The organism is Ferruginibacter sp. SUN002, assembly GCF_050611725.1.
Taxonomy (GTDB): Bacteria; Bacteroidota; Bacteroidia; order Chitinophagales; family Chitinophagaceae; genus Ferruginibacter.
Genome location: NZ_JBODJB010000001.1, coordinates 24,859 through 49,946 on the forward strand (window position 1 = coordinate 24,859; position 25,088 = coordinate 49,946).

A 25,088-nucleotide genomic window follows, 5' to 3' on the forward strand; every position below is an offset into this window, starting at 1 on the left:
TTATTGGTTTTCTTCAAACAATAACAGCAATCACTAAATTCTTGGTAACCGATAGATTTTTTGTAAAAGATATTTTATAGTCTATTTTGCTAACTTGCAGTAGTAAAATTATTTACAATGAATAAAGTATGGTTTATCACCGGTTGCTCAACCGGATTTGGGAGAGAATTGGCACAACAAACATTGGCCTTAGGCTACAAAGTAGCTGTAGCATCTCGTAATACAGAAGATGTGAAAGATATTGTAGCAGCATATCCTGAAACTGCCTTTGCTGTAAAGTTAGATGTTACCAAAGCTGATGAGATCAGTTCTTCTGTAAAACAGGTATTAGAAAAATTCGGCAGTATAGATGTATTGGTGAACAATGCCGGGATTGGTTATTTTGGTGCTGCTGAAGAAAGTGAAGAAGCAGAATTTCGTCATATGTTTGAAGTGAACTTTTTTGGATTGGTTAATCTTACTCAAAAAGTATTGCCCGTTATGCGTAAGCAAAAAAACGGACATATAGTGAACATTGCATCCATTGCAGGATTCTTTGCTTTTCCTGCTTTAAGTTTTTATAATGCCACGAAATTCGCTGTGGTTGGTTACTCAGAATCTCTTGCAAAAGAGACAGGTCACTTAGGCATTAAAATAACCATCATTGCCCCAAGTGGTTTCCGTACCGATTGGGCAGGTCGTTCAGCAAAAGAAAGCTCGATTGTAATTGATGATTATGCACCGACTGCCGGTGCAAACAGAGCTAATTTAAGAAAAGCAAGTGGCCATCAACCGGGTGATCCAGTAAAAGGGGCTGCAGCTATTATAAAAGCAGTTGAATCTGAAAATCCGCCATTGCATTTATTGTTGGGTGCCGCAGCATTAAAAAATGCACGTATCAAATTAGCTGAATTGAAAAATGATTTTGATACCTGGGAAGCTACAACCATTGGTGCCGATTCTCCTTTATCTGAATAATCAATTTTCTCCTATGGTATTTATTTTGTCTTCTAAATTATAATCGGCCTGTGTTTTGTAAGGCCACTGGTTTCTTATTTTAGCTAAAACAAAATATACCAATAGCCCACTACCAAACACAATTAAGAAAGAAACAATAATTGTAAGCCCCGTTGCATAAAAAATAAATAACCACATAGCTATTGCCAATATTATCGGCAAGGGATACAAGGGCATTTTATAGGGAAGCCCTACCGTTCCTTTTCGTTTACGCAATAACGTTACACCAACAGCCTGACCGATGAACTGCACCATGATACGCATGGCAAGAATTCCATCAATAACATGTTTCATTTTAAACAGCAGGCTGAATATAAAAGCAAACCCAGCTAACACCAATAGTGACACATAGGGAAAGTTTTTGGTTGGATGTAATTTGGCAAATACTTTAAAGAATGCCCCATCTACAGCGGCTGCATAGGGTACTCTTGAATAACCCAGCATTACGGCAAATAAGGAGGCTAGTGCTACCCACAATATCATCACCGTGGCTATTTGTGCCGCACCTGTACCATACAACCGTTCTATAAATGTGCTCACAACAAAATTATTTTGTCCTGCATCTTGCCATAATTTTATTTCCTGCCAAGATATAACGCTACTTACACTTACATTCATCGCCAGGTATAAAATGGCAATTCCAATTACAGAAATGAACATACTCCGTGGAATATTTTTACCCGGATCTTTTATCTCCCCGCCTAAATGGCAAACATTATAATATCCCAAATAACTGTAGATCGTTTTTACACAAGCTTGTCCAAATACAAATGATACTAACTGTCCCCAGCTGAAATCTGCATTAATATCTTTTAAAGGCTGTAAAAAATTACCATGTGCTATTCCACCGATGATGATCCAACCTAATGTAAGCAGTACACCACTCCATAGCAATACACCGATCTTACCAATACTGTCAATCTTTCTATACAATAAAAAAGTAACAAACACTATAACGGTGGCGGATACCATTTTTTGTTGAATTACATCCAAGTTTACTAAGTATCCTAAATACTGAGCAAAACCTATAGCTGCAGAAGCCGCAACCAACGGAGCTTGTATTACGGTTTGCCATACATACAAAAAGCTCATCATCTTCCCGGCTCCATTTTTCCCATAGGCTTCTTTAAGAAAATTATAACTACCGCCGGCTAATGGATAGGCTGCTCCCAATTCACTCCATATCATTGCATCTATCAAAGAAAGTACAGCACCGGCTATCCATGCGTACAAAAACATTCCACCCATTAAACCCATTACTATCGGCAAGGTTACAAACGGACCGATCCCCACCATATCGATCATATTGAGTACGGTAGATTGAAAAAGTCCTAAGTGCCGTTCCAGTTTTGGGTTTGTTATTGTCATATTCTAATTTATTTCACACACCAAGCTAATGCCAGCTGACTGAAAAATTTAACTTCTACGTTTAACGAAACTGCATCATACTTTGATAATATGCAAGATGCTGTTGCAGTTTCTAAATTTTTAAAATCAAATGTCCTTATCTGCATATGTTCTTTAAAATCCAGTTCACCTTTTCCCTCCCATTTAAAAATAGTTTCTTTAATACTCCAAGCCGAAGTTAATAATTGAATGAGCGGCAGATCATTTGTGGTATTACTATTTTGCAAAAGTATTTGTTCTGCTTCACTCAAATATTTATGCTTTACTCGTTCAACTTTATCTGTATATAATTCAATATCTACACCTACCCTATTCTTTGTACTAACAATTGCTGCTGCAAAATCTCCGCAATGGGATATGGAAAAATGATACGCTTCGTCTACCAAAAAAGGTTTCCTCGTATCGGCTACCTGAATTAAACTGTGAGGAAAATCAGGGAACAATTCTTTTAACAAAAATCTGCCTGCCAAATGCTGCAAACGCTTGTGTGGATGGGTGATGCTCCTTTGTAAAGGCACCTGCAATAAAAAAAAATCTTCCGATTCGGTAATATGCCAAATAGCCAATTTAGTGGCCTCGTTGATATTTTGTTGATAAACCAAAGGCATAGAAACAATGAAAAATGAAAAATGAAAAATGAAAAATTTACTTTTACAAAATAACGATTAAACCATTTAACATTACATAAATAATTAAGAACAATGATACTTAGTGATTCACGCATTTTAGAGGAAATTGAAAAAGGCACCATCAAAGTTGTACCTTATAACAGAGAATGTTTAGGCAGTAACAGCTATGATGTACATTTAGGGAAACACCTTGCAACTTATACCAACAAAGAATTAGACGCTAAGGCACACAACACTATTGAGCATTTTGAAATACCTGACGAAGGTTTTGTTTTACAACCACACGAATTTTATCTCGGTGTTACAGAAGAATATACTGAAACACATGCACACGTTCCTTTCTTAGAAGGCAAATCTTCTACTGGGCGTTTGGGTATTGACATACACGCTACCGCCGGCAAAGGTGATGTTGGATTTTGTGGTAACTGGACTTTAGAAATTTCTGTAAAAAAACCCGTACGAGTGTATAAAGGGATGCCAATCGGTCAATTAATTTATTTCCCTGCCGATGGTGAGATCATTGTAAAATACAATCAGAAGAAAAACGCCAAATACAGTGGCCAGCCTAATAAGCCGGTAGAGAGCATGATGTGGAAGAACAGTTTTTAGAACAACTTCAATGGATTAACTATAAGGGATAAGTGTGCTAACAATATGCTTCTCCCTTGTGACTTGCAGTTTGTAGCTTGCCCTTCTATATCCTCCCATATTTTTTATAGTACGCTATTAGCAGCCCTGTCACCTCATCATAACTAAAAACACCGGCCGGTTGATCATTGCTTTGTAAAAATTTTCCGTACATCCATCTGATAATAGGCTCAACCGGGTTTCTGTGCTGTTCCATGAATGTTTTCCATTGTTGCAGATCTGCTTTCACTTCAGGTAAAAGTTTTGCTTTATTCTGTATTGCTGTAACACTATCTACCCTATACAAGGTTCTGTTAGCATATGTAAAAAGATCAACGTATACCGAATAATTAAACCAGGAACTCCTTGATCCGGATGCAGCTAAATATCCAACAAAATTTGCTTCATCTTCTTTTGCATAGCCAAGCTGATGGGCCATTTCATGACAAGTTGTGTAGGGCTGCAAAAAAATCGGAACACTTGTATTCACATTCGCTTCGCCGGTAAGCGGATTATAATAACCAATGAAACCAAGATAATTACCCACCCATCCCCATAAAGATTTTTTAACGGATGGTGTTTCGTAATTTAGGAAACTATACCGCTTGTTAAGTGCTGCATAAGCATCAAGAACTCCTCTGTAAATTTCTTTGTGGGAAATGTCAGTCGTTTTTTTTGATAACCTTATTTTGCTTTCATTCACTCTTTGTAACAAAATAGAGTCAATCATTTTTAATTCCGGAACAGAATATTTTTCTACGCTTAAACCAAGTTGCGATGCAATACCTTTTCTATTGTAATTGATTCCCCAAAAAATATTAAAGGCTGAGTATAGAATTAAGGAAAGAACAAGCAACTTATAAAAAACAAGTTGAAGCCGTTCTGTATTCATCTGTTTTTGGAAAACAGCTTTCATAAATTTTACCAAAGTCCACAATAGCCAAATTACGGCAATTCCGTAAATAATATCTCCCAGGCTAAAGGGGATCCATCCAAACGAAAAACGTAAAATTTTACTTATTACCGGATATATGCCTGCCGAGTAATAATTTTCTACCCGATCGCCATCCATGGAAAACAACTTAATGAGGATAGCTACCATCCCCAAAAAAACAAGTACAAACCATTTAGTTCTATATTTCATATATACCTGAATAACAATGAATAAAGCCCAATTTAAAAGAGGTTAATCCCCAAAGTATCAAGCTAAGTTATCTTTTTGTATTTTAATTCAAAATTCAAAATTTATAATTCAATTTTTTTTGTACCTTTGCCGTCCTTTAAACCAGCGGAAATGGGAAAAAGAAAGGCATTTGAGATAGCATTTGTAGGTTTAAAGCCTGGTATTCACGAGTTTACGTACGAAGTGAATGATGAGTTCTTTGGCGAAATTGACAATAGAGACTTTGCTAATTGCAATGCAACGGTAAAGCTTCAGTTAGATAAAAAGAATAGCTTTTTTTTACTCAAGTTTGAAATTGGCGGTAAAGCAGATGTTGTTTGCGATAAATGCGGCAACACCCTTACCAAAGATCTTTGGGATGAGTTCAATATGCTGGTTAAAATGGTTGATAATCCTGAAGAGATGAACGATCAGGAAGATGATCCGGATGTTTTTTACATCTCAAGAACAGAAAGCCATTTGCAGCTAAATGATTGGATATTCGAGTTTGTAACGCTGAGTATTCCCAATCAAAAAAAATGCAGTGAAGAAGAGTTTGGAGGTGAGAAATGCAATTTGGAAGTATTGAAAAAGCTAAAAGAAATGGAGGTTAAGTACAGCGGCCAAAATGCCGATAATATCTGGAAAGACCTTGATCAATTTAAAGAAAACAAAAATTAAATAATTAACAACGTAAAATAAGAAGTCATGCCAAATCCGAAACGACGCCATTCGCAGCAACGCAGTGCAAAGAGAAGGACGCATTATAAAGCATCAGAAACTACTTTAACTGTAGATAAAACTACCGGCCTTACACACGTACGTCACCGTGCTCATGTAAGTGAAGGTAAATTGTACTACAAAGGACAGGTTGTAGCTGAAAAAGCTCCATTAAAAGCTTAGTATTTCCTAAAAATATTAATTCCGAAATTCTAAATTCCAGACTAAAATAGTTTGGGGTTTAGAATTTTTTTATTCGTTACTTTTATCCCATGAATATAGGTATTGATATGATGGGTGGCGATTACGCCCCTTTAGAAGCCGTAAAAGGAATTTCATTATTCATGAATGATGTGCAGACATCTGTACAACTCACCCTAATTGGGGATGAGCAAAAACTCAATGAGTTACTTGAATTAAATTCCATCGACCCCAAAAATATTACAGTTGTTCATGCATCACAGGTAATAGAAATGCAGGAGCATCCTACCAAGGCATTAAAAGAAAAGCAACAATCATCCATCGCTATCGGTTTTCATTTATTGGCCACCGGCAAAATAGATGCATTTATTAGCGCAGGTAATACCGGTGCAATGATGGTGGGTTCTTTGTTCAGCATAAAAGCTATTGAAGGCGTAAGCCGCCCTACCATTGGTGCTTATATGCCAAGAGAAAATGGAAAATTAGGGGTATTGCTCGACGCAGGTATCAATGCAGATTGTAAACCTGAAAACCTGAATCAGTTTGCAATATTGGGATCATTATTTGCAGAACATGTTTTAGGCATCAGCAATCCCAAAGTTGGTCTTATCAATTTAGGAGAAGAAGAAGGTAAAGGAAACATTTTGGCACAAGCTACTTATCCTTTACTAAAAGAAAATACACAAATAAATTTTATCGGCAATATTGAAGGAAGGGACATCTTAATAGACAAAGCCGATGTAATGGTTTGCGATGGCTTTACAGGTAATGTAGTATTGAAAATGGCCGAAAGTATTCATGATATAGTACAACGCAGAGGCATACACGACGAACATTTTGAAAGATTTAATTTCGAAATGTATGGAGGTGTTCCGGTATTAGGTGTAAACAAACCCGTTATCATCGGACATGGTATTTCTCATGCAATAGCGTTTAAAAGTATGATCATGACCGCACAACGAATGCTGGAAAAAGCATTAATAGATAAGATGAAAGCAGCCTTTACTGCATAAACTTAAGAAAATAAAAAAGCCCTCTGTAAATGCAGAGGGCTTTTTTATTAATAGGTAGAATTATTTTTTACCTAAATGAATTTGGAAACCTGCTTTTAATCCGAAAGAGTTTGTTGGATCTGAATCTGATTTCCATTTTTCTGAACCATAAGCAAGTGCAACTTCTAAAGCTATACTTTTGTTCAAGAAGAATGCAGGACCAGCTGATAATTCCCAATTTGTAAAGCTTTCTGAATCACCAGTTTTTGGTTTCCAACTACCGAAACCAAATTTACCATTCACAAATAATTTTGCGTTAGTACCAATTGGTAAGAAATAATAACGTGCAAATGGCGCAAAGCCAAATTGAGTGTAAGAATCTTTTACTGATGACAAATCGATACCTGCACCTACAGCAATATCCTGAGCAACGAAATAACCAATTGCCGGAGATATATTTACACGGGTAACCGCATCAGCTGGTTTTTGTTTTTCAGATGCAAAACTTGCAGAACCGCCTAATAACCAGGTTCCTTTTTCGGTTTGAGCATTAGCACTTGCTGTAGCCAAAGCCACAATCGCTAAACTTAAGATTACTTTTTTCATGTTACTTGATTTTTGGTTTTTAATGTGTAAAATCATTACTGCAAGTTTACGGCAAACCCATGAGGTTGTTTTCGATATGCAGCAATATGCAAAGATTAATATAATTTATATCATCTTTATACCCTAAAGTGGGTATAAAGATCAATTTTTGGTAGTTTTCAACAGAAAAATGGCATTTGTTGAAAAGTTGCATTAAATAAAAAAAACATATTTATAAAATTATATATATAAAATAAGCGCTAGTTATAAAGCGCCTAATTAATACCGAGCTATATTGACCGGGTACAATTATTTCACAGGTTAAATCAGTAATTTTGACGCATGGAAAAATATCTAGGAGATCTATTTGAGGCCCAAACATATGATAGCAATAGCTTTTTTTTAATTGCCGGGCCATGTGTGGTAGAAGATGAAACGGTAGTAATGGAAATTGCCGATAAAGTTTCGAGTATTTGCAAAAAATTATCGATACCTTATGTGTTTAAAGCCTCTTACAGAAAAGCTAATAGAACCAGTGCCGATTCTTTCACCGGAATTGGGGATGAAAAAGCACTTGAACTGATACAAAAAACGGGAAAAAAGTTCTCTCTTCCTACAACTACAGATATTCATACCGCTGCCGAAGCTGCTTTAGCAGCTCAGTATGTAGACATTCTTCAGATCCCTGCATTTCTTTGCAGACAAACCGATCTTTTAATTGCAGCCGCAGAAACAGGAAAGATCATCAACGTAAAAAAAGGACAGTTCCTAAGCGGCCCCTCAATGAAATTCGCTGCAGACAAAGTACGTAATGCAGGTAATAATAAAATAATGCTAACAGATAGAGGTAATACTTTTGGCTACCAGGATCTTGTAGTTGACTTCAGAAATATTCCCTGGATGAAAGAAAATAATGTACCTGTAATAATGGATTGCACACACAGCTTACAACAACCCAATCAAACAAGCGGCGTTACAGGTGGCAACCCCCAATTAATTGAAACCATTGCTAAAGCTGCTATTGCAACCGGGGCAGATGGCTTGTTTATTGAAACACACCCCAATCCGTCGGTCGCCAAAAGTGATGGTGCCAATATGTTGCCTTTAAACTTACTCGAACCATTATTGGAAAAACTGGTTCGCCTAAAAAAGGCTGTAAACTAAATTGTCCCGCCAAGGGCAGGACAATTTCTTACATCAAAAACCATCAATAATCAAAAAATCTATTGGTAATTCACAGACTGAATAAAAGCGGAAATATTTTTTGCTGGCAGCAATTTTCTTTCGTGTGCAAGGTACACTAAGTGTACTTCTAAAAAATACCTTATTCAGACAGTTCAATAATTGCAAAGGTCATATTAATGCAAACGTTCTCGGTAAAATATATAGGTTTTATATATCGCTGGGCAGAATATTAAATTCTTTTTTAAAAGCTATCGTAAAGTTGCTCAGGTTTTTAAAATTCAACATTAAACCAACTTCTTTCACAGAATATTTACGAGTTACCAATAGAGAATTTGCTTTTAGCATCCTGTTCTTTTGATAATATTCATATATACTTAATCCGTATATCTTTTTGAAAAGCGTTTTAAGTTTAGTTTCACTCATAGCAGCTTGTCTCGCCAGTTGTGCAATAGTGGGTGGGGCCACAGAAAAATCTCTTACCAATGCCGACTCTACATTCATTAATTGTTGAATCGTTTCATCATCTAGGCTGCTACGAAAGTTTTTAGGGTCGATCTTTTCATAAAGTCGTGTAAAAAACCTTTCTATTAAAAGCATTATTCGGTTTTGAATAATTACACTTTTCAACGGTTTATTATTCCTATCCGCTTCCAGTACCTCATTCAAAAGAAAACGGTATTCTGTATCAAATGGTTCAAAATTAAGGCTGGCGGTTTTCAGAGAAAGATATTTCTGTATCACATTGTCGTTGGAGTCTATCCCTAAATATTTGGCAAGCCATTCTTTAGTGATAAGTACGTTGATACTTTTAATAGCGCTTCCTTTACTTAAAGCAAAACCAAAATCGAGTAAAGAACTGGTTAGTAAAACAGCCGATCGGCTCTGCCAAACTGAACTTGACAATTCTTCTCTGCCGAATTTCACCGTTAGTTTATCCGCTATTTTTATCTCATCAAATCTCAATGCATAAAATTCATCGGGTGATTTTGTTCTTGTTATACAAAAATCCTGATTCAATGTAACACTAATAATATATGCCTGTAAACCATTAGGTAGAGTAATTACCTTATTGTAACCATCGGCAAAAGAAGTCGGAAAGTCTAATCTGTTATCTTCACTAACGGATGCGCCTACCGCTTTTGCCAGATCGGCCAAAAACGCATAATAATCCTTATGTGTATAGTTGAGATAAAACATAAAAGAGCAATGTTACAACAGTATTAATTATTTGCAACAATATCTCCAGGAGATATTTTGTATTGTTTCTTAAATGCAACAATAAAATTAGAAGGATTATTATAACCTATAGCTTCTGCTGTTTCTTTTACATTGCATTTTCCCGTAACCAATAGTTCTTTGGCTTTTTGCAGTCGCAGTTTCTGATAATATGCATAGATACTATCGCCATACAAATTTTTAAAACTCTTTTTCAACTTAGTTGTGCTCATCGATACCAATCTCGAAAACTCATCGATTGTAGGAGGCTGTTCGCTAAAATCATTTACCAGTATTTGCTCCACTCTTATCAAACGATTGATATCGTCTTGGTTTATATCAAATCTGCCCTGCAGTAATGACATTTTATCAAATAATTTCGAAAAAAAACGTTCAACTAGCAACGATACCCTGTTTTGTAAGAACACATTTTTCAGCGGATTATCTTTTTCTATCCGCCATAGGTCATTCAATAATTTTTGATATTCACTATCTAATTTTTCAATATCAAAACTTTCTGTTTTAAGAGATAGATATTTTTGTAAAACCTCTGCATCACTATCTAAGCCCAAATATTTTTTAAGCCACTTTCTGTTGAAAAGTATTTTAACGGATTTCATATTGATGCCAGCCGGAATCTCTTCTGTGTTTTTAAAAAGATTACTGGTAAGCCTTGCAACTGAATGTACCGTATTTGTTTTTTGCAATATTTCTTCTTCAACCGTAAACTTAAATGTATCGGTGATCTTCATATCATCAAAATGAAGAATATAATATTGCTCATCCGACTTTTCTCGTATGGTTAATATTGGATTATTGAAAACTGCATCGATCAAAAAAACCTGCAATTCATCGAATAAACTAAAGACCTTGATCACACCCTTACCAACCGGCTCATTCACAATTACAAAATCCTCATTCTTATATGGAATGCCTAAGGTGAAAGCAAGATCTTTCAACAGCTTTTGGTAATTGGTATGATGTATATTGAACACAACCATGAGAAAAAGTTGAAGGTAGAAACTGATGAGACCTGAACTGTTAAAGGTATCTTAACGGATTGCGTCTTGCATTGAGGATATATCGTTTAATGTTCATCCAAAAAGCGATGAATAAATATATTATCAGGGGCGACCCCATCGTCATAAAAGATATGTATATAAAGTATTTCCTGATGGTTGAAGTTGCAATACCCATCCGCTCACCGATTGCCGAACAAACTCCAAACACATGCCATTCGATAAAATGCTTCAATCGATTCATAGCCCAATTTACAAAAAATAATAGAAATAACCTACAAATTTCCTGTCTTAGCTTGACTGTTTTGTTGTAATTTTGCAAAATGAAATAAGCAGGTATCCTGTTTTTTCCAATCTATTCTTCAAATCATAATCCCAAAATTGTAATTAGCTATGGCTTTTGACATCGAAATGATCAAAAAGGTATACGCCAACTTCGGTAGCAGAATTGCAGCTGCCCGTAAAGTTGTAGGTAAACCTCTAACACTTACAGAAAAAATATTATATGCTCACCTTACCGAAGGTGATGCCAGCAAAGCATACAGCCGTGGTGCTGATTATGTTGATTTTGCACCGGACCGTGTGGCCATGCAGGATGCAACTGCTCAGATGGCTTTATTGCAGTTCATGCAAAGTGGAAGGGCAAAAGTAGCTGTACCAAGTACGGTACACTGTGATCACTTGATCGAAGCTAAAGAGAATAGCAAAACGGATCTTACAAGAGCTGTTAGCGAAAGCAGTGAAGTATATGATTTTCTTGCATCGGTTAGTAATAAATACGGCATTGGTTTCTGGAAACCGGGTGCAGGTATCATTCATCAGGTAGTATTGGAAAATTACGCTTTCCCGGGTGGTATGATGATTGGTACAGATAGCCACACTGTAAATGCTGGTGGTCTTGGTATGATCGCTATTGGTGTTGGTGGTGCTGATGCTTGTGATGTAATGGCTGGCTTACCATGGGAACTTAAAATGCCAAAATTGATCGGTGTAAAATTAACCGGTAAATTAAATGGCTGGACTGCTCCTAAAGATGTTATTTTAAAAGTTGCCGGTATCCTTACTGTAAAAGGTGGTACTGGTGCTGTTGTTGAATATTTTGGTGAAGGTGCTACAAGCATGAGCTGTACAGGTAAAGGAACCATTTGTAATATGGGTGCTGAGATCGGTGCTACTACTTCTACATTTGGTTACGATGATAGCATGAGCCGTTATTTAAAATCTACAGGCAGAGAAGATATTGCTGCTGCTGCAGATGCTATCAAAGAACATTTAACCGGTGATGCTGAAGTATATGCTGACCCGGCTAAATATTTCGATCAAGTAATTGAGATCGATCTGAATACATTAGAACCACACTTAAACGGACCATTCACTCCGGATCTTGCTACGCCTATTTCTAAAATGAAAGAAGAAGCTGCTAAGAATGGCTGGCCTACAAAAATTGAAGTTGGCTTGATCGGTAGTTGTACAAACTCTTCTTATGAAGATATCAGTCGTGCTGTTAGTTTAGCGCAACAGGTAAGCGATAAAGGATTAAAATTAAATGCAGAATTTAAAATTACTCCGGGTAGCGAATTAGTTCGTTACACTATTGAAAGAGATGGCTTCCTTGGTGTGTTTGATAAAATTGGTGCTACAGTATTTGCAAATGCTTGCGGACCATGTATTGGTATGTGGGACAGAGTTGGTGCAGAGAAAAAAGAAAAAAACACCATCGTTCACAGTTTCAACAGAAACTTTGCAAAACGTGCTGATGGTAACCCTAATACTTTTGCGTTTGTAGGTTCTCCTGAAATCGTTACTGCAATGGCTATTGCAGGTGATCTTGGATTCAATCCATTAACAGATACGCTTACAAATGATAAAGGCGAACAAGTAAAATTAGATCCGCCAACAGGATTTGAATTACCAGTAAAAGGATTTGCTGTTGAAGATGCAGGTTATCAAAAACCGGCTGAAGATGGAAGTAGTGTTCAAGTGAAAGTTGCTCCTGACAGCAAACGTTTACAATTGCTAGATCCATTTGCTGCATGGGAAGGTGTTGATCTTAAAGGACTAAAATTGTTGATCAAAGCAAAAGGAAAATGTACAACCGATCATATCAGTATGGCAGGACCATGGTTAAAATTCCGTGGACATTTGGATAATATCAGCAACAATATGTTGATCGGTGCGGTTAACTTTTTCAATGAAAAAACTGACAGCGTAAAAAATCAATTGACCAGTGAATACGGAACTGTGCCAAGCACACAAAGAGCTTATAAAGCTGCCGGTGTTGGCACTATCGTTGTTGGTGATGAAAACTATGGCGAAGGTTCATCAAGAGAACATGCAGCTATGGAGCCTCGTCACTTAGGTGTTAGAGCTGTATTGGTAAAATCTTTTGCTCGTATCCACGAAACCAATTTGAAAAAACAAGGTATGTTGGCATTAACTTTTGCTAACAAAGAAGATTACGATAAGATTTTGGAAGATGATACCATTGACATCGAAGGTTTGTTAGCGTTTGCTCCAAACAAACCATTGCAATTGGTATTGAACCATGCAGATGGCAGCAGTGAAACCATCCAGGTAAATCATACTTATAACGATCAACAGATCGAATGGTTTAAAGCTGGTGGTGCATTAAACATTATCAGAAGAGAATTTGCTGCTTCAAACAATTAAGCAACAATTTTATAATAAAAAAGGCTATCAAATTTGATAGCCTTTTTTATTTATCCTTAGCATTGTTAAAATTAAAATGACGGTCAAGCGATATCCAACCTCCTCCTTCAATAAAGAAAACGACCAATAGAAATAAAACAATTATACTCAACAATGATTCAGTACTACTCGATATCACAATGGATCTAGAGTGTACAAAAAGAACTGCACCCAATAATATTGGTATTTGTATCAGGCAAGCCATTCTTGTAAACAATCCTACAATGATAAGGAAACCACCAAGTAAATGCGCCCATGCAATAAATTGTGCTAACCAAGGGCTGGTCCCTAATCCGCTTCCCTCCATTATTTGACGCAGAAGAACATCGTTGCCCAAAAAAGAAATGCCTTTTGCAAAGAGGCAAAGCCCCAATATCACCCTTAAAAATATCAACCATTTAGGATGATGTGTAGAACTCCATTTTTCTATTTGACTCAACAGATTCATAACAGATGAATTTGTAATGAATAACTACTATGAATTTACAAAACATAATAGCTCTGGTCAAGTAAAATTTATGCACTTTTTCGATATTAACATTCCATTGTACGTGTCATTTTATACTCACACTATTTTAAAAAATTGTAGTTTTATTAAAATTTGTTGAATGATCAGACAATTAACGACTATTCTTTTTACAATAATTTCTATAAATGCTTTTGCTCAAAAACAACTGGACGATTATTTTATTCCGAGCAAGATCAATAAAGCCACAGAAATTAAAAACCAGGCCGAAAGTGGCACTTGCTGGAGCTTTGCAGCTACTTCGCTTATAGAAAGCAGTTGTATTAATAAAGATTCGACAGTAGAGGTAAGTGAAATGTTCACTGCAAGAAATATCTATATTGAAAAAGCTAAGAACTACATTTTACGTCAGGGAGCAACTCAATTCAGCCAGGGTAGCCAAGCACATGACCTGCTCAATTCATACCGTAAATACGGTGCAGTACCAAGAAGTATATATCCTGGATTACAAAATGGAGAAACTTTTTTCAATCACGACTCATTGTACAATCAATTAAAAAAATACCTTGACAGTTTGATTGAGCACAAACCTATTCCCGACAACTGGTTAGATCATTACATTGATCTGTTAGATAAAAAATTAGGCAAAGCTCCTGTTGGAGATTTTTGGTACAGAGGAAAAATGTATACTGCCCTCTCATACGCAGAAGAATATCTAAAAGCGGATCCTAAAGATTATATTACAATTACTTCTTTCACACATCATCTTTACTATAATTCATTTGTTCTTGAAAGCCCTTATAACTGGAGTAACGGATTATATTATAATGTAGGATTACAAACATTACTCAATATTACTAATAGTGCCATCCATCATGGATATACTGTATTATGGAATGGCGATGTGTCAAATAATCATTTTATGCCATATAGTGGATTAGCATTGAACCTTGATGACTCTTTGCAGTATGACAACATCAATCCTGATATGAAAGAGATCAAATGGGATGAAACCGAAAGAACAAGATTATATCAGAATTTAACTACTACGGTAGATCATGTAATGCATATCATTGGTACTGTGCGAACGAAAAAAGGCAAAACATTTTATAAAGTCAAAAATTCGTGGGGAGAAATCGGACCGTCAAAAGGTTATTTGTATATGTCTGAAGATTATTTTGCAATGAACACAGTTAGCATTACCCTTTTAAAAGTAGCATTGGACTACAAATATTCTTTTATCCTCCATCCGATGCAGATAAAATAAATTATGATGACAACAATTAAAACTGCAATCCTCTCTTTCGGTATGTCAGGCAGGGTTTTTCATGCTCCCTTTATAGAATTACATCCGGGCTTTAAATTGGCAGGTGCATGGGAAAGAAGTACAAAAGGTATTCAGGAACATTATCCTTCAACTATATCGTATCCAACATTAGAAAGTGTATTAGCAGATGAAACAATAGAGTTGATCATAGTAAATACACCGACGTATACACATTATGATTATGCAAAACAAGCATTATTAGCAGGCAAACATATCGTTGTAGAAAAAGCATTTACTACAACGGTGGAAGAAGCGAAAGAATTAAAAGCCATTGCTGAAAAACAAAATAAAAAAATTGCAGTCTTTCAAAACAGAAGATGGGACAGCGATTTTAAAACAGTACAAAAAGTTTTAAAGGATGGATTGTTGGGTAAATTAAATGAAGCCGAAATTCATTTTGATAGATATAATTTAGCGTTAAGCCCAAAAGGCCATAAAGAAATACCCGGCCCCGGTGCAGGTATATTAAAAGATCTTGGACCACATTTAATTGATCAGGCTTTATGTTTATTCGGAATGCCGGAATCATTGTTTGCAGATATCCGCATTACCAGAGAAACATCTTCAGTAGATGACTGGATCGATATTTTATTATACTATCCAACATTCAGAATAAGATTAAAGGCAGGTTATATTGTAAGAGAACCACTACCCTCCTACGTTTTTCACGGCACAAAAGGTTCGTTCTTAAAAAGCCGTGGGGATATTCAGGAACCCTCTCTGTTAAAAGGCATGAAGCCTAACACAACCGACTGGGGAGCGGAGCCGGAAAGTGAACAAGGCTTATTACATACAGAAAAAGACGGAAAAATTATTCGTGAAAGAATCCCCACATTAAACGGCAATTATTACGACTTTTATGATGGTGTGTACAAAGGCCTCTCCTCTTCAAACCCAATGCCCGTAACGGTTGACGACGGCATTAATGTAATGAGGATCATTGAAACGGCCATTCAAAGCAATCAAATAAAAGCAGCAATAACCCTCTAAAAAAGAGCACATTTTTAATGTTAACAAATATTTTATTAAAAATTCGATGTTTAAACATTGATTTTTGTATCTTGCATGAAAATTAAACATCATGGCAACTAAAAAATGGGCTATAGACCCAACACACAGCGAAGTAACTTTCAAGATCAAACACCTTATGATCACTAATGTGACAGGTAGTTTTGATATTTTTAATGCAGCAGTAGAAACCGATAATGAGGATTTTACTAAAGCAAGCATCAGTTTTACTGCTGATATTGATTCGATCAATACCGGCGTAGAACAAAGAGATGCACATTTAAAAAGTGCAGATTTCTTTGATGCAACAACTTATCCGAAATTAAAATTTGTGGCAACAAAATACGAGAACGTAGACAACGACGGTTCTTATGAATTGTATGGCGATCTTACTATTAAAGATGTAACCAAACAAGTTAAATTAAGTGTTGAATTCGGTGGCGTTGTAAAAGATCCATACGGAAATACAAAAGCAGGATTTACCATCAATGGCAAGATCAACCGTAAAGATTTCGGACTTACATGGAATGCAGTAACAGAAGCAGGTGGTGTTGTTGTTAGCGACGAAGTAAGGATCAGTGCAGAGATACAGTTGATAGAACAACAGTAATAGCTTCAAGCAGCAAGTTGCAAGGGACAAAAAAGCTACAAGCTTCAAGCCGCAAGGGACAAGTATGCTGATTGTAGCTCTTTTGCTTATCCCTTGCGGCTTGAAGCTTGTAGCTTAAGTCACTTTTCTAATTCTGCCCCAGCCTTCCCTTGAATTTATGTTTCTTTCTATGCCCCATTGCAGCACAGGGCTGTACAGATTTATTTTGAAAATCATCTGATATGATGCTGATATTCCCATCTACTTCCAGCATGGCAAGGTCAACTCGCTGACAATCTTTTACACCATGCTCCCTTACAGCAGCTTCCAGCTCTTCAAGGGTTATCTCCGCTTTTTTGAGATTGTCTGTTTGTATTTCTCCTTTATAAATGAGCAAAATTGCTTTACCCTGCAGCAGTTCATTCACATTCTTATTTGAATACAATATCTTCTTTAAAATAAAATTTACTACAAACAATGCCGTAGCAGCTATGATACCTCCTGCCAAAGATATATCGGGTCCTACCATGGCATTTTGCACCGAGTTACTGATCAATAAAATAAATACCAGATCGATCACTGATAATTGTGCTAATTCCTTCTTCCCAAAAACACGAATGGCAATGATCACAAAAAAATACACAGCAATGCAGCGTAAAATGATCTGCACATAATTATTATGAAATATTTCCGGCATCGTTATTAATTATGATCAAATTTAACTTTCTAAAATTGATTTGCAGGTATATTAGTTGTTAACGTCGAACCACACTTTGGTACTATCGTTCCAATCTCCATTATAATTAATGGTAAGCTCCTCACCATTTTCTATAGCCCTAACGGTTTGAATAAAGATAACATCATCTTCATAATCCATTATGTATTCACAATTGCTTTTATAGCTGTGGTTATACATAGGAATTAACCCCAAAGCCATACAACATTTATCCTGCTGCTTACCCCAATCAAAAATATAATCATGCAGTAATGTTTTATCCAGGTGCAATTTATCATCCTTGGTCATCACTATTACCGGAGACATTTCGATGATCGTGTTGGCGGGTATTCGTTCATGGGTAAAAACGCCCCTGCCCATATTGTCAGTTTTATCAACGTACAAATATGATTTTATCATAACGTTTGATTAAAGTTAAATGAGTTAAATTGCGGCTCGTTTCCCTGACAAAATTAAGCACAACACGGTCATGTCATTAGAAATAGAAGAAATATCAATACAACAACACTTTGAGGAAGTAATTGCCTCAGAAGATAAACTGAAGATACAGGAATTCCTGAATCATCAGAATATCAGTGATGTGGCTGAATTGATCTATGAAAATGAAGAATACGAGACCCAGATCATGGGACATTTGTCTATTCACAGGGCTGCCAGTGTGTTTAAAATATTAGAGCTTTCCAATCAGAAAAGGATCATAAAAAATCTGCCGGCCTTTACCACTGCAGAATTATTGAACGCATTACCTGCAGATGACCGTACTGCATTTTTAAGTGAATTGCCTAGTAGCGCCGTAAGAGAGTTGGTAAAAGCATTGAATCCCGATGAAAGAAAGATTACTTTATCATTATTAGGATATCCTGAAGGCAGTGTGGGTAGGTTGATGACGCCGGATTATGTTTACGTATATGAAAATGATTCGGTAGAAGATGTATTGAATACCATCAGAAAATATGCTAAGAACAGTGAGACCATTGACGTGATCTATGTGATCAACGAGCATGGCGAATTTTTAGATGATATCAGGATCAAAGATTTTATCATGGCTACGCCTGATAAAAAAGTAAATGAACTCATGGATGGCAGGGCTATCACATTATTTGCAGAAGACGATCAGGAAGTTGCCAACGAGGCTTTTAAAATGAATAATCGTGTAGCCTTACCCGTAGTGAGCAAGACAAATAAATTGTTGGGCATTGTTACCATCGATGATGTACTTTGGGTAGCTAATGAAGAATTCAGTGAGGATATACAAAAGATCGGGGGTACCGAAGCATTGGATGAACCTTATTTAGAAATGCCTTTGTTCAAATTGTTTAAGAAACGCATCGGCTGGCTGGTAGTTTTATTTTTAGGAGAAATGCTTACTGCCACCGCAATGGGTTTCTTTGAAGATGAAATAAGCAAAGCAGTAGTGTTAGTGTTGTTTATACCGCTAATTATATCAAGTGGTGGTAATACCGGCTCACAGGCATCTACCTTGATCATTCAGGCAATGGCAGTTGGAGAAATTACCATTGCCAACTGGTGGAGGGTAATGCGTAGGGAGATCATACAAGGTTTAATGCTGGGAGCCGTTTTAGGGCTTATTGGTTTTATAAGGGTGATCATTTGGGCAAATATTCTGCATGGTGTGTATGGAACCCATGAGGTTTTAATAGCTTTCACTGTTGGGTTCTCTTTGCTGGGTGTGGTTTTGTGGGGCACTTTAACCGGATCTATGTTGCCCATTATTTTAAAGAAACTAGGTGCTGATCCGGCTGTTTCATCTGCTCCATTTGTAGCAACTTTGGTAGATGTAACCGGGCTTATCATATATTTTTCTTTTGCATATACCTTTTTAAAAGGTGTACTGCTTTAATTACTGCTACTTGTTTTGCATAAAATCAATTAGTTGGCTACATTTTTATTATTTTGCAAGGCGATAATTGGCGGATAAAGTTATACTGTACAAGCATATGCTTAGTTCCTCAGCATAAACGCTGCCAATGAAGTTGATTAAAATTACTATTGTTCGGTTCAAAAAAATTATTATATGTGTGGAATAGTTGGCTATACGGGACCAAGAGAGGCTTACCCGATCGTTATTAATGGTTTGAAAAGATTAGAATACCGTGGTTATGACAGTACCGGTATTGCCTTATTAAATGGCGGATTAAAAGTTTACAAAAAGAAAGGCAGAGTTGCTGATCTGGAAGGATTTGTTTTGGGCAAAGACCTTCACTCTAATATAGGCATAGGCCATACACGTTGGGCTACCCATGGTGAACCCAATGATAAGAATGCTCATCCGCATCAATCTGCAAGTGGTAAATTAGCAATGATACACAATGGTATCATTGAAAACTATGCACAGATAAAAAAAGAATTACTCAATAAAGGTTATTCTTTTAAAAGTGATACGGATTCTGAAGTGTTATTGAATTTTATTGAAGAGATCCGTAAAAACAATGATTGCTCTCTGGAAGATGCTGTTAGAAGTGCATTAAAAAGAATCACCGGAGCCTATTGTATTTTATTAATTGATGAAGATGATCCTGAAACAATTATTGCCGCAAGAAAAGGTAGTCCGCTGGTAATAGGTGTTGGTAAAGGCGAACATTTTTTAGGCAGCGATGCCACACCAATGCTGGAATACACTAAAGAGGTAGTGTATGTAAACGATTATGAACTAGCCGTTGTAAAACCTGATTCATTGGTACTTAAAAATTTAGGCAATGAAAAGATCACACCGTTCATTACCAAATTGGATATGGAATTAGCAGCCATTGAAAAAGGCGGCTACGATCATTTCATGCTAAAAGAAATTTTTGAACAACCCAGCACCATACATGATTGCTTACGTGGCAGATTAGACGCAAATGCAGGCACCATCACCATGAGTGGTATTCAAAATAATATGGAAGCTTTTAAAGAAGCAAAACGTATTATTATTTTAGCCTGTGGTACCAGTTGGCATGCAGGTTTGGTGGCAGAATATGTGATTGAAGAATTATGCCGCATACCCGTAGAAGTTGAATATGCATCTGAATTCAGATACAGAAATCCCATCATCAATAAAGGCGATATCATAATTGCTATATCGCAAAGTGGCGAAACGGCAGATACTTTAGTAGCTATTGAAAATGCTAAAGAACAAGGTGCGGTTATTTTTGGTATTGTAAACGTGGTAGGCTCTTCTATTGCACGTATCAGTAACGGTGGTGCTTATACGCATGCCGGACCGGAAATTGGCGTTGCATCAACAAAAGCATTTACAGGACAGTTGGCCGTTATTATGATGATGGCATTAAAAATTGCCAGAGAGAAAAATACGATCAGCCAGGAGAGATACAATGCTTTATTATTTGAACTGGAAGCAATACCAGAAAAAGTAGAAGCCCTATTAAAAAGTGCAGAAGACATTAAAAAGATCGGGCTTAAATATCAAGGTGCTACCAGTTCTTTATTTTTAGGAAGAGGCTATAATTTCCCAATTGCTTTAGAAGGTGCATTGAAATTAAAAGAGATCAGCTACATACATGCAGAAGGTTACCCTGCTGCAGAAATGAAACATGGCCCTATTGCATTGGTAGACGAAGATCTGCCCGTAGTATTTGTTGCTACTAAAGATAGTTATCACGAAAAAATTGTAAGTAATATACAAGAGATCAAAGCACGTAAGGGAAAGGTAATTGCCATCATTACTGAAGGCGATGAAGTAATTCCCGGATTAGCTGATGATGTTTTTTATGTACCACCTGCAGATGAATTGATAGCTCCTTTATTAAGCTGCATTCCTTTGCAACTGCTCTCCTACTATGTTGGTATTGCAAAAGGGGTTGATGTAGACAAACCAAGAAATCTGGCAAAAAGTGTTACGGTAGAATAACACCAAATCATAAAACAAAAAAGGTTCGTAAAACATACGAACCTTTTTTATTGGCTTACTATAAATTTTCAAGGAACCCATATTTTGCAATATAACCCTCTACTTCTCTTGAAAGTTGATCGAGTTGTTTTTCTTTCAAACTTCTTACAAAGCGCCAGTTACTCCAGGGCCTGTAGCCGGGTATTTTCATATAGTCTATAGTAATATATACATTCAATATTTTTTTAACCGCCGACGCAGGAAATGACTTTTCATCAATAGCCTCCAAATCGGTAATACTAAAGTTCTTGGCCTGCTTATAAATAATTCTAAGATCGGCTGTTAAACAATCTATCAAAGAAGGCGGATTGGCTTTACCCGAAGTGATACGATATTCATACGTTTCTGTAATTGGCTTTGATACCTTACCTCCATCTGTTGCGTCATAAGTATCAACTTTCGACAAAAGTGGATATTTAATTTTCACTTTTGCAAACTTTGCCGCATCCATCTTGGTAAGCTTAACTTCTTTGCTTTTTACTTCATCTTTTTTTACCGGCTCTTCTTTTACTTTTGGAGTTTCTTTTTTTACAAATGGGTTTTTTATTGAAAGCAATTCAATAGAAAACTTATCATCCGCATAATAACCTAAAAATGCAGTTGAATAATTAAATTCTACCAAGCCAAGTGTAATTTTTGTATCTCCCGGATCATACACCCCTAATGCATAGGTCATCGACAAATCTTCTCCATTATAGGTGATCGTTTTATCTGTTTCATATTCATCAGGAGAAAAAGTTCGGGATACACCATCTACACTAACGGTCATGTCTAAAGCCAGGTCGTACATATCGTAAAAGAAATTATAACCTAGCAGCCAGCGGCTTTCGTATTTCCCGAGTTTTTCATCTACAAATGTTGGTTTAATATTAATTGAGCCGGACTCCATAACAGCAGTATAAGGGAATACCGAACTTTTTGGTTTTGCTTTTGAGTCCACCACTCGCCAATCTATCCTAACATTGCCCTTTTCGTTCCATTCCTTAACAGTGGCTTCCACTTTATAGCCTTTTGCACCTTCCTTAACTGCATAAATAAAAGACGTGCCTTTACCAATTTGCCTTTCCTGAGCGGAAACAGACAGTTGGCTACACAAAAACAGAATAGTAATAATGCTAATAAATTTTTTCATACTCAAATTATTGAGCCAACAAAGTAGTTAATCTTTTCGGTAATTATTGTACGTGCAGGAAGGTATATTCTTGCTAATCAGCTTAAATAAAAATTATCGGCAATATAAATACTGCATTATTCAAACGAAGTATCTCTATTGTTACTTTTTTTTGCGGAAAAAGAGGTAAGCGAGGGAGGAGCTTACGATAAAAAAGCCGCCCGAAATCGATTACATCCCGATTTCGGGTTGGTACTCCGATTAAGCTTTTTACTTCCCGCCGAGTCGGGATTTGCAAACTGTAAACTCAACATCAGTAATTCTACATTATGCTATGTTCCCAAAATGATACACAACAAATAGCCGCAACTTTTTAACAATTTTTGTTTTTGGTACGATTTTGGATTCGTGGGAGCAGACTAAAATCCAATATCATGAAATTCCTGATCGCATTTGCACTTTGTGCCATTACTACACTTAACAGCTTTGCTCAACGCAATAAGGTAGATGACCTCGACACGGAGAATTTTTTACGTGCCGGCGGAAAACTCGGTTTCAATGTAAATAAAACGCCGAACCAATCTTTCAAAAACAGTTTTCATTATAATTATCAACTAGGTGCTTTTGTACAGATCAATTTCAGCAGACGATTTGGTGTGCAACCCGAAGTAAATTTTGTGCAGGCTACTGCAGAGCAGGGCAATGAATTGCCAACCATATTCAACGATGCATTTCGTGATGGTGTACAGATCAGAAGACCGTTCAATTATTTAGAGATACCTGTATTGATCAATATGAATGTTGGACAAAGCAGGCATGTAAAACTACAGTTTGGCCCTGCGTATAATATTTTACTAAATAAAAACGAAGAGAACATTAAAAACAATACCGTTACCAACCTATATAAAAATGGCGAACTAAGTGCCATTGGCGGCCTATGGATACAATTGCCTTTTATTAATATCAGCGGCCGTTATAAAATGGGATTGAGTAAAGTAACGGCAGCAGACAATAGTACGAGTTGGAAAAACCAGGCTTTTGAATTTGCGGTTGGTTTTACATTATAAATTATTTTCCCTGATTACCTTTTAGCACCGGACTTTGTTCGGTGTTTTTTATTTAATTAATAAATTACTTATTTTGAAATAACAACATGCTACACCTCTATTGGTAGCCAATAGGTTGGCTAAGTTGGTTTGCAGATCTCTCCAACGTATACGAAATCGGTAAGTAAGCCTATTGCCCATCTATTAAAAACCTATTCTTCATAGGTGGAGGAACCTAATAAACACTTCGAATGAGCCTATAAAGAACGGGTTGGCAAAGTAGTAACCCATAGGTATGTATGCCTATGATGATTAGGCTATACAACCTGATGGCATCAATATTGAACGTATGGGGAATAGGTTCTGGAGAAATATAACCTGAAATGGTAAATATGATTGGCGCTATAAACAATACAAAATGTATAACACTAAAAAATTGGTTTTTAACCCTTTATGATTTTTGACAGTAACTTTTAATATCATATATTTATGTGTTAGCCACAATAGTAGAGCGACACCCTACAAATTATGAAATATCACTTTGGAGATTTTTTAGACAGGACTGCGGACTATTGGACAACAATTCCAAATAGAGACAGATACGCCTTTGTTGCGAATTCTAAAATTCAAAATAAAGACCAAATAAAAATCCTAACAATCAGCAAAAGTCAAGATAAAGAATATTGGGAACAAGTATTTGATTGCCCAAACCTTGAAGAGTTGACACTTCAAGACCCCAGTAAAGAGCAAGTTCAAGCAATTCGCAAATTGACAAATCTCAAACGGTTAAGAGTGACTTTTTTCAGAGCGGTTGACATTGAATTTGTTGGAGACTTAATTAACACAGAAGAACTGATACTTGAATATGTTTCAGGCTTTTCAGACTTGACACCTTTATTAAAGTTGAACAAACTTAAATCTTTGCAATTGGTGAATCTACGCAGAGTTTCAAATTTTGACGGACTTAAAGGATTGAAAAGTTTAAGATACTTACAAATAGACGGAACTCTTGATTGGAGCCAACCAATTGAAAACTTTAATTTTTTAGAGGGTATTGAAAACTTAGAAGTTCTTGCATTGGGGTTTATAACAAATAAGACAGAATTCCCTGCACTCTTGCCAGTTCTTAAATTGACAAAATTGAAAAAGATTATGGCAAGTTTATCTACCTTTTCAACAAAAGAATTTGCATTTCTTGAAGTAGCCAAGCCGAATACATTTCTTTGTGATTTTAGTAATACCAAACTCAAAAGCTATGTAATTACAAGCAGCGACTACATTTATTTTATAGGCAAAGGGACAAGAAGTATTAATTCAAAGGAAGAAAATGCACAGGATAAAATAAAACTCTTTGAAAAAAAGTATAACGATTATAAAAGTGAAGCGGCAAGCGTAATCAAGAACTACTGTGGCTAACAAAAGGTTTGCCGCAAGGCTGGCGGACGGAA

25 protein-coding genes are annotated in these 25,088 nt (G+C 36.4%); 14 read left to right on the plus strand and 11 right to left on the minus strand.

Annotated features, from left to right (window positions below; genetic code table 11):
- Nucleotides 1-117: 117 nt before the first annotated feature.
- Nucleotides 118-957, plus strand: coding sequence for an oxidoreductase (locus ACQ33O_RS00080; protein ID WP_430993497.1), 840 nt, complete (start codon nt 118-120; stop codon nt 955-957).
- Here ACQ33O_RS00080 and ACQ33O_RS00085 read toward each other — a convergent pair whose 3' ends face one another.
- Nucleotides 958-2,364 carry an APC family permease gene (locus ACQ33O_RS00085; RefSeq protein ID WP_430993498.1) on the minus strand — a complete coding sequence of 469 codons (1,407 nt, stop codon included), beginning with the start codon at nt 2,362-2,364 and terminating at the stop codon, nt 958-960.
- Between the two features lie 8 nt (nt 2,365-2,372).
- Nucleotides 2,373-3,011, minus strand: a complete 639-nt coding sequence (locus tag ACQ33O_RS00090; protein WP_430993499.1) for a 4'-phosphopantetheinyl transferase family protein — start codon at nt 3,009-3,011, stop codon at nt 2,373-2,375.
- Nucleotides 3,012-3,104: 93 nt separating this feature from the next.
- Here ACQ33O_RS00090 and dcd point away from each other — a divergent pair, with 93 nt between their 5' ends.
- The gene (gene dcd, locus ACQ33O_RS00095) at nt 3,105-3,641 is read left to right on the plus strand and encodes a dCTP deaminase (RefSeq protein ID WP_430993500.1); all 537 of its coding nucleotides are present in this window, start codon (nt 3,105-3,107) and stop codon (nt 3,639-3,641) included.
- An 85-nt stretch (nt 3,642-3,726) separates the two neighbouring features.
- Here dcd and ACQ33O_RS00100 read toward each other — a convergent pair whose 3' ends face one another.
- Complete coding sequence (locus ACQ33O_RS00100) at nt 3,727-4,803, minus strand: DUF3810 domain-containing protein (protein WP_430993501.1); 1,077 nt, start codon at nt 4,801-4,803, stop codon at nt 3,727-3,729.
- A gap of 150 nt (nt 4,804-4,953) precedes the next feature.
- On the opposite strand from ACQ33O_RS00100, the gene ACQ33O_RS00105 reads away from it, so the two are divergent.
- The 3 genes from ACQ33O_RS00105 (at nt 4,954) to plsX (ending at nt 6,755) form a co-directional block, all read left to right on the plus strand.
- A complete protein-coding gene (locus tag ACQ33O_RS00105) occupies nt 4,954-5,502 on the plus strand; it encodes a YceD family protein (protein ID WP_430993502.1) in 549 nt (182 codons plus the stop codon).
- A gap of 27 nt (nt 5,503-5,529) precedes the next feature.
- Nucleotides 5,530-5,724, plus strand: a complete 195-nt coding sequence (gene rpmF, locus ACQ33O_RS00110; RefSeq protein WP_430993503.1) for a 50S ribosomal protein L32 — start codon at nt 5,530-5,532, stop codon at nt 5,722-5,724.
- A gap of 89 nt (nt 5,725-5,813) precedes the next feature.
- Nucleotides 5,814-6,755: a phosphate acyltransferase PlsX gene (gene plsX / locus ACQ33O_RS00115; RefSeq protein ID WP_430993504.1), complete on the plus strand. Its 942-nt coding sequence runs from the start codon at nt 5,814-5,816 to the stop codon at nt 6,753-6,755.
- 60 nt (nt 6,756-6,815) lie between these two features.
- On the opposite strand, the gene ACQ33O_RS00120 is transcribed toward plsX, so the two are convergent.
- Nucleotides 6,816-7,340 carry an outer membrane beta-barrel protein gene (locus tag ACQ33O_RS00120; RefSeq protein ID WP_430993505.1) on the minus strand — a complete coding sequence of 175 codons (525 nt, stop codon included), beginning with the start codon at nt 7,338-7,340 and terminating at the stop codon, nt 6,816-6,818.
- Between the two features lie 321 nt (nt 7,341-7,661).
- Between ACQ33O_RS00120 and kdsA the strand changes: the two genes are divergently transcribed.
- The gene (gene kdsA, locus ACQ33O_RS00125) at nt 7,662-8,483 is read left to right on the plus strand and encodes a 3-deoxy-8-phosphooctulonate synthase (RefSeq protein ID WP_430993506.1); all 822 of its coding nucleotides are present in this window, start codon (nt 7,662-7,664) and stop codon (nt 8,481-8,483) included.
- A 228-nt stretch (nt 8,484-8,711) separates the two neighbouring features.
- Here the strand turns inward: kdsA and ACQ33O_RS00130 are convergent, their stop codons facing one another.
- Genes ACQ33O_RS00130 through ACQ33O_RS00140 form a run of 3 tightly spaced genes read right to left on the minus strand, consistent with a single transcriptional unit; the run spans nt 8,712 to nt 10,982 of the window.
- Complete coding sequence (locus tag ACQ33O_RS00130; RefSeq protein WP_430993507.1) at nt 8,712-9,701, minus strand: helix-turn-helix transcriptional regulator; 990 nt, start codon at nt 9,699-9,701, stop codon at nt 8,712-8,714.
- A 23-nt stretch (nt 9,702-9,724) separates the two neighbouring features.
- The gene (locus ACQ33O_RS00135; RefSeq protein ID WP_430993508.1) at nt 9,725-10,720 is read right to left on the minus strand and encodes a helix-turn-helix domain-containing protein; all 996 of its coding nucleotides are present in this window, start codon (nt 10,718-10,720) and stop codon (nt 9,725-9,727) included.
- A gap of 40 nt (nt 10,721-10,760) precedes the next feature.
- On the minus strand, nt 10,761-10,982 hold the full coding sequence (locus tag ACQ33O_RS00140; protein WP_430993509.1) for a PspC domain-containing protein: 222 nt from the start codon (nt 10,980-10,982) through the stop codon (nt 10,761-10,763).
- Between the two features lie 149 nt (nt 10,983-11,131).
- On the opposite strand from ACQ33O_RS00140, the gene ACQ33O_RS00145 reads away from it, so the two are divergent.
- The gene (locus ACQ33O_RS00145; protein WP_430993510.1) at nt 11,132-13,408 is read left to right on the plus strand and encodes an aconitate hydratase; all 2,277 of its coding nucleotides are present in this window, start codon (nt 11,132-11,134) and stop codon (nt 13,406-13,408) included.
- A 46-nt stretch (nt 13,409-13,454) separates the two neighbouring features.
- Here ACQ33O_RS00145 and ACQ33O_RS00150 read toward each other — a convergent pair whose 3' ends face one another.
- Nucleotides 13,455-13,895, minus strand: coding sequence for a DoxX family protein (locus ACQ33O_RS00150; RefSeq protein WP_430993511.1), 441 nt, complete (start codon nt 13,893-13,895; stop codon nt 13,455-13,457).
- Between the two features lie 160 nt (nt 13,896-14,055).
- On the opposite strand from ACQ33O_RS00150, the gene ACQ33O_RS00155 reads away from it, so the two are divergent.
- From ACQ33O_RS00155 to ACQ33O_RS00165, 3 genes are all read left to right on the plus strand, one after another.
- Nucleotides 14,056-15,180 (plus strand): C1 family peptidase, encoded by a 1,125-nt coding sequence (locus tag ACQ33O_RS00155; RefSeq protein ID WP_430993512.1) that lies wholly within the window; start codon nt 14,056-14,058, stop codon nt 15,178-15,180.
- Between the two features lie 3 nt (nt 15,181-15,183).
- Nucleotides 15,184-16,230: a Gfo/Idh/MocA family oxidoreductase gene (locus ACQ33O_RS00160; protein ID WP_430993513.1), complete on the plus strand. Its 1,047-nt coding sequence runs from the start codon at nt 15,184-15,186 to the stop codon at nt 16,228-16,230.
- Nucleotides 16,231-16,321: 91 nt separating this feature from the next.
- Nucleotides 16,322-16,858: a YceI family protein gene (locus tag ACQ33O_RS00165; RefSeq protein ID WP_430993514.1), complete on the plus strand. Its 537-nt coding sequence runs from the start codon at nt 16,322-16,324 to the stop codon at nt 16,856-16,858.
- Between the two features lie 127 nt (nt 16,859-16,985).
- Here ACQ33O_RS00165 and ACQ33O_RS00170 read toward each other — a convergent pair whose 3' ends face one another.
- Both ACQ33O_RS00170 and ACQ33O_RS00175 read right to left on the minus strand, forming a co-directional pair.
- Nucleotides 16,986-17,534: a DUF421 domain-containing protein gene (locus tag ACQ33O_RS00170; protein WP_430993515.1), complete on the minus strand. Its 549-nt coding sequence runs from the start codon at nt 17,532-17,534 to the stop codon at nt 16,986-16,988.
- 51 nt (nt 17,535-17,585) lie between these two features.
- Nucleotides 17,586-17,972, minus strand: coding sequence for an SET domain-containing protein-lysine N-methyltransferase (locus ACQ33O_RS00175; RefSeq protein WP_430993516.1), 387 nt, complete (start codon nt 17,970-17,972; stop codon nt 17,586-17,588).
- A gap of 70 nt (nt 17,973-18,042) precedes the next feature.
- Between ACQ33O_RS00175 and mgtE the strand changes: the two genes are divergently transcribed.
- Nucleotides 18,043-19,434: a magnesium transporter gene (gene mgtE / locus ACQ33O_RS00180; protein ID WP_430993517.1), complete on the plus strand. Its 1,392-nt coding sequence runs from the start codon at nt 18,043-18,045 to the stop codon at nt 19,432-19,434.
- Nucleotides 19,435-19,608: 174 nt separating this feature from the next.
- A complete protein-coding gene (glmS, locus tag ACQ33O_RS00185; protein ID WP_430993518.1) occupies nt 19,609-21,444 on the plus strand; it encodes a glutamine--fructose-6-phosphate transaminase (isomerizing) in 1,836 nt (611 codons plus the stop codon).
- A gap of 58 nt (nt 21,445-21,502) precedes the next feature.
- Here the strand turns inward: glmS and ACQ33O_RS00190 are convergent, their stop codons facing one another.
- Nucleotides 21,503-22,615 carry a hypothetical protein gene (locus ACQ33O_RS00190; RefSeq protein ID WP_430993519.1) on the minus strand — a complete coding sequence of 371 codons (1,113 nt, stop codon included), beginning with the start codon at nt 22,613-22,615 and terminating at the stop codon, nt 21,503-21,505.
- A gap of 413 nt (nt 22,616-23,028) precedes the next feature.
- Here ACQ33O_RS00190 and ACQ33O_RS00195 point away from each other — a divergent pair, with 413 nt between their 5' ends.
- Entirely contained in the window at nt 23,029-23,661 is a 633-nt protein-coding gene (locus tag ACQ33O_RS00195; protein WP_430993520.1) for a porin family protein, read from the plus strand.
- 507 nt (nt 23,662-24,168) lie between these two features.
- Nucleotides 24,169-25,056, plus strand: a complete 888-nt coding sequence (locus tag ACQ33O_RS00200) for a hypothetical protein (protein WP_430993521.1) — start codon at nt 24,169-24,171, stop codon at nt 25,054-25,056.
- The last annotated feature ends 32 nt before the right edge of the window (nt 25,057-25,088 follow it).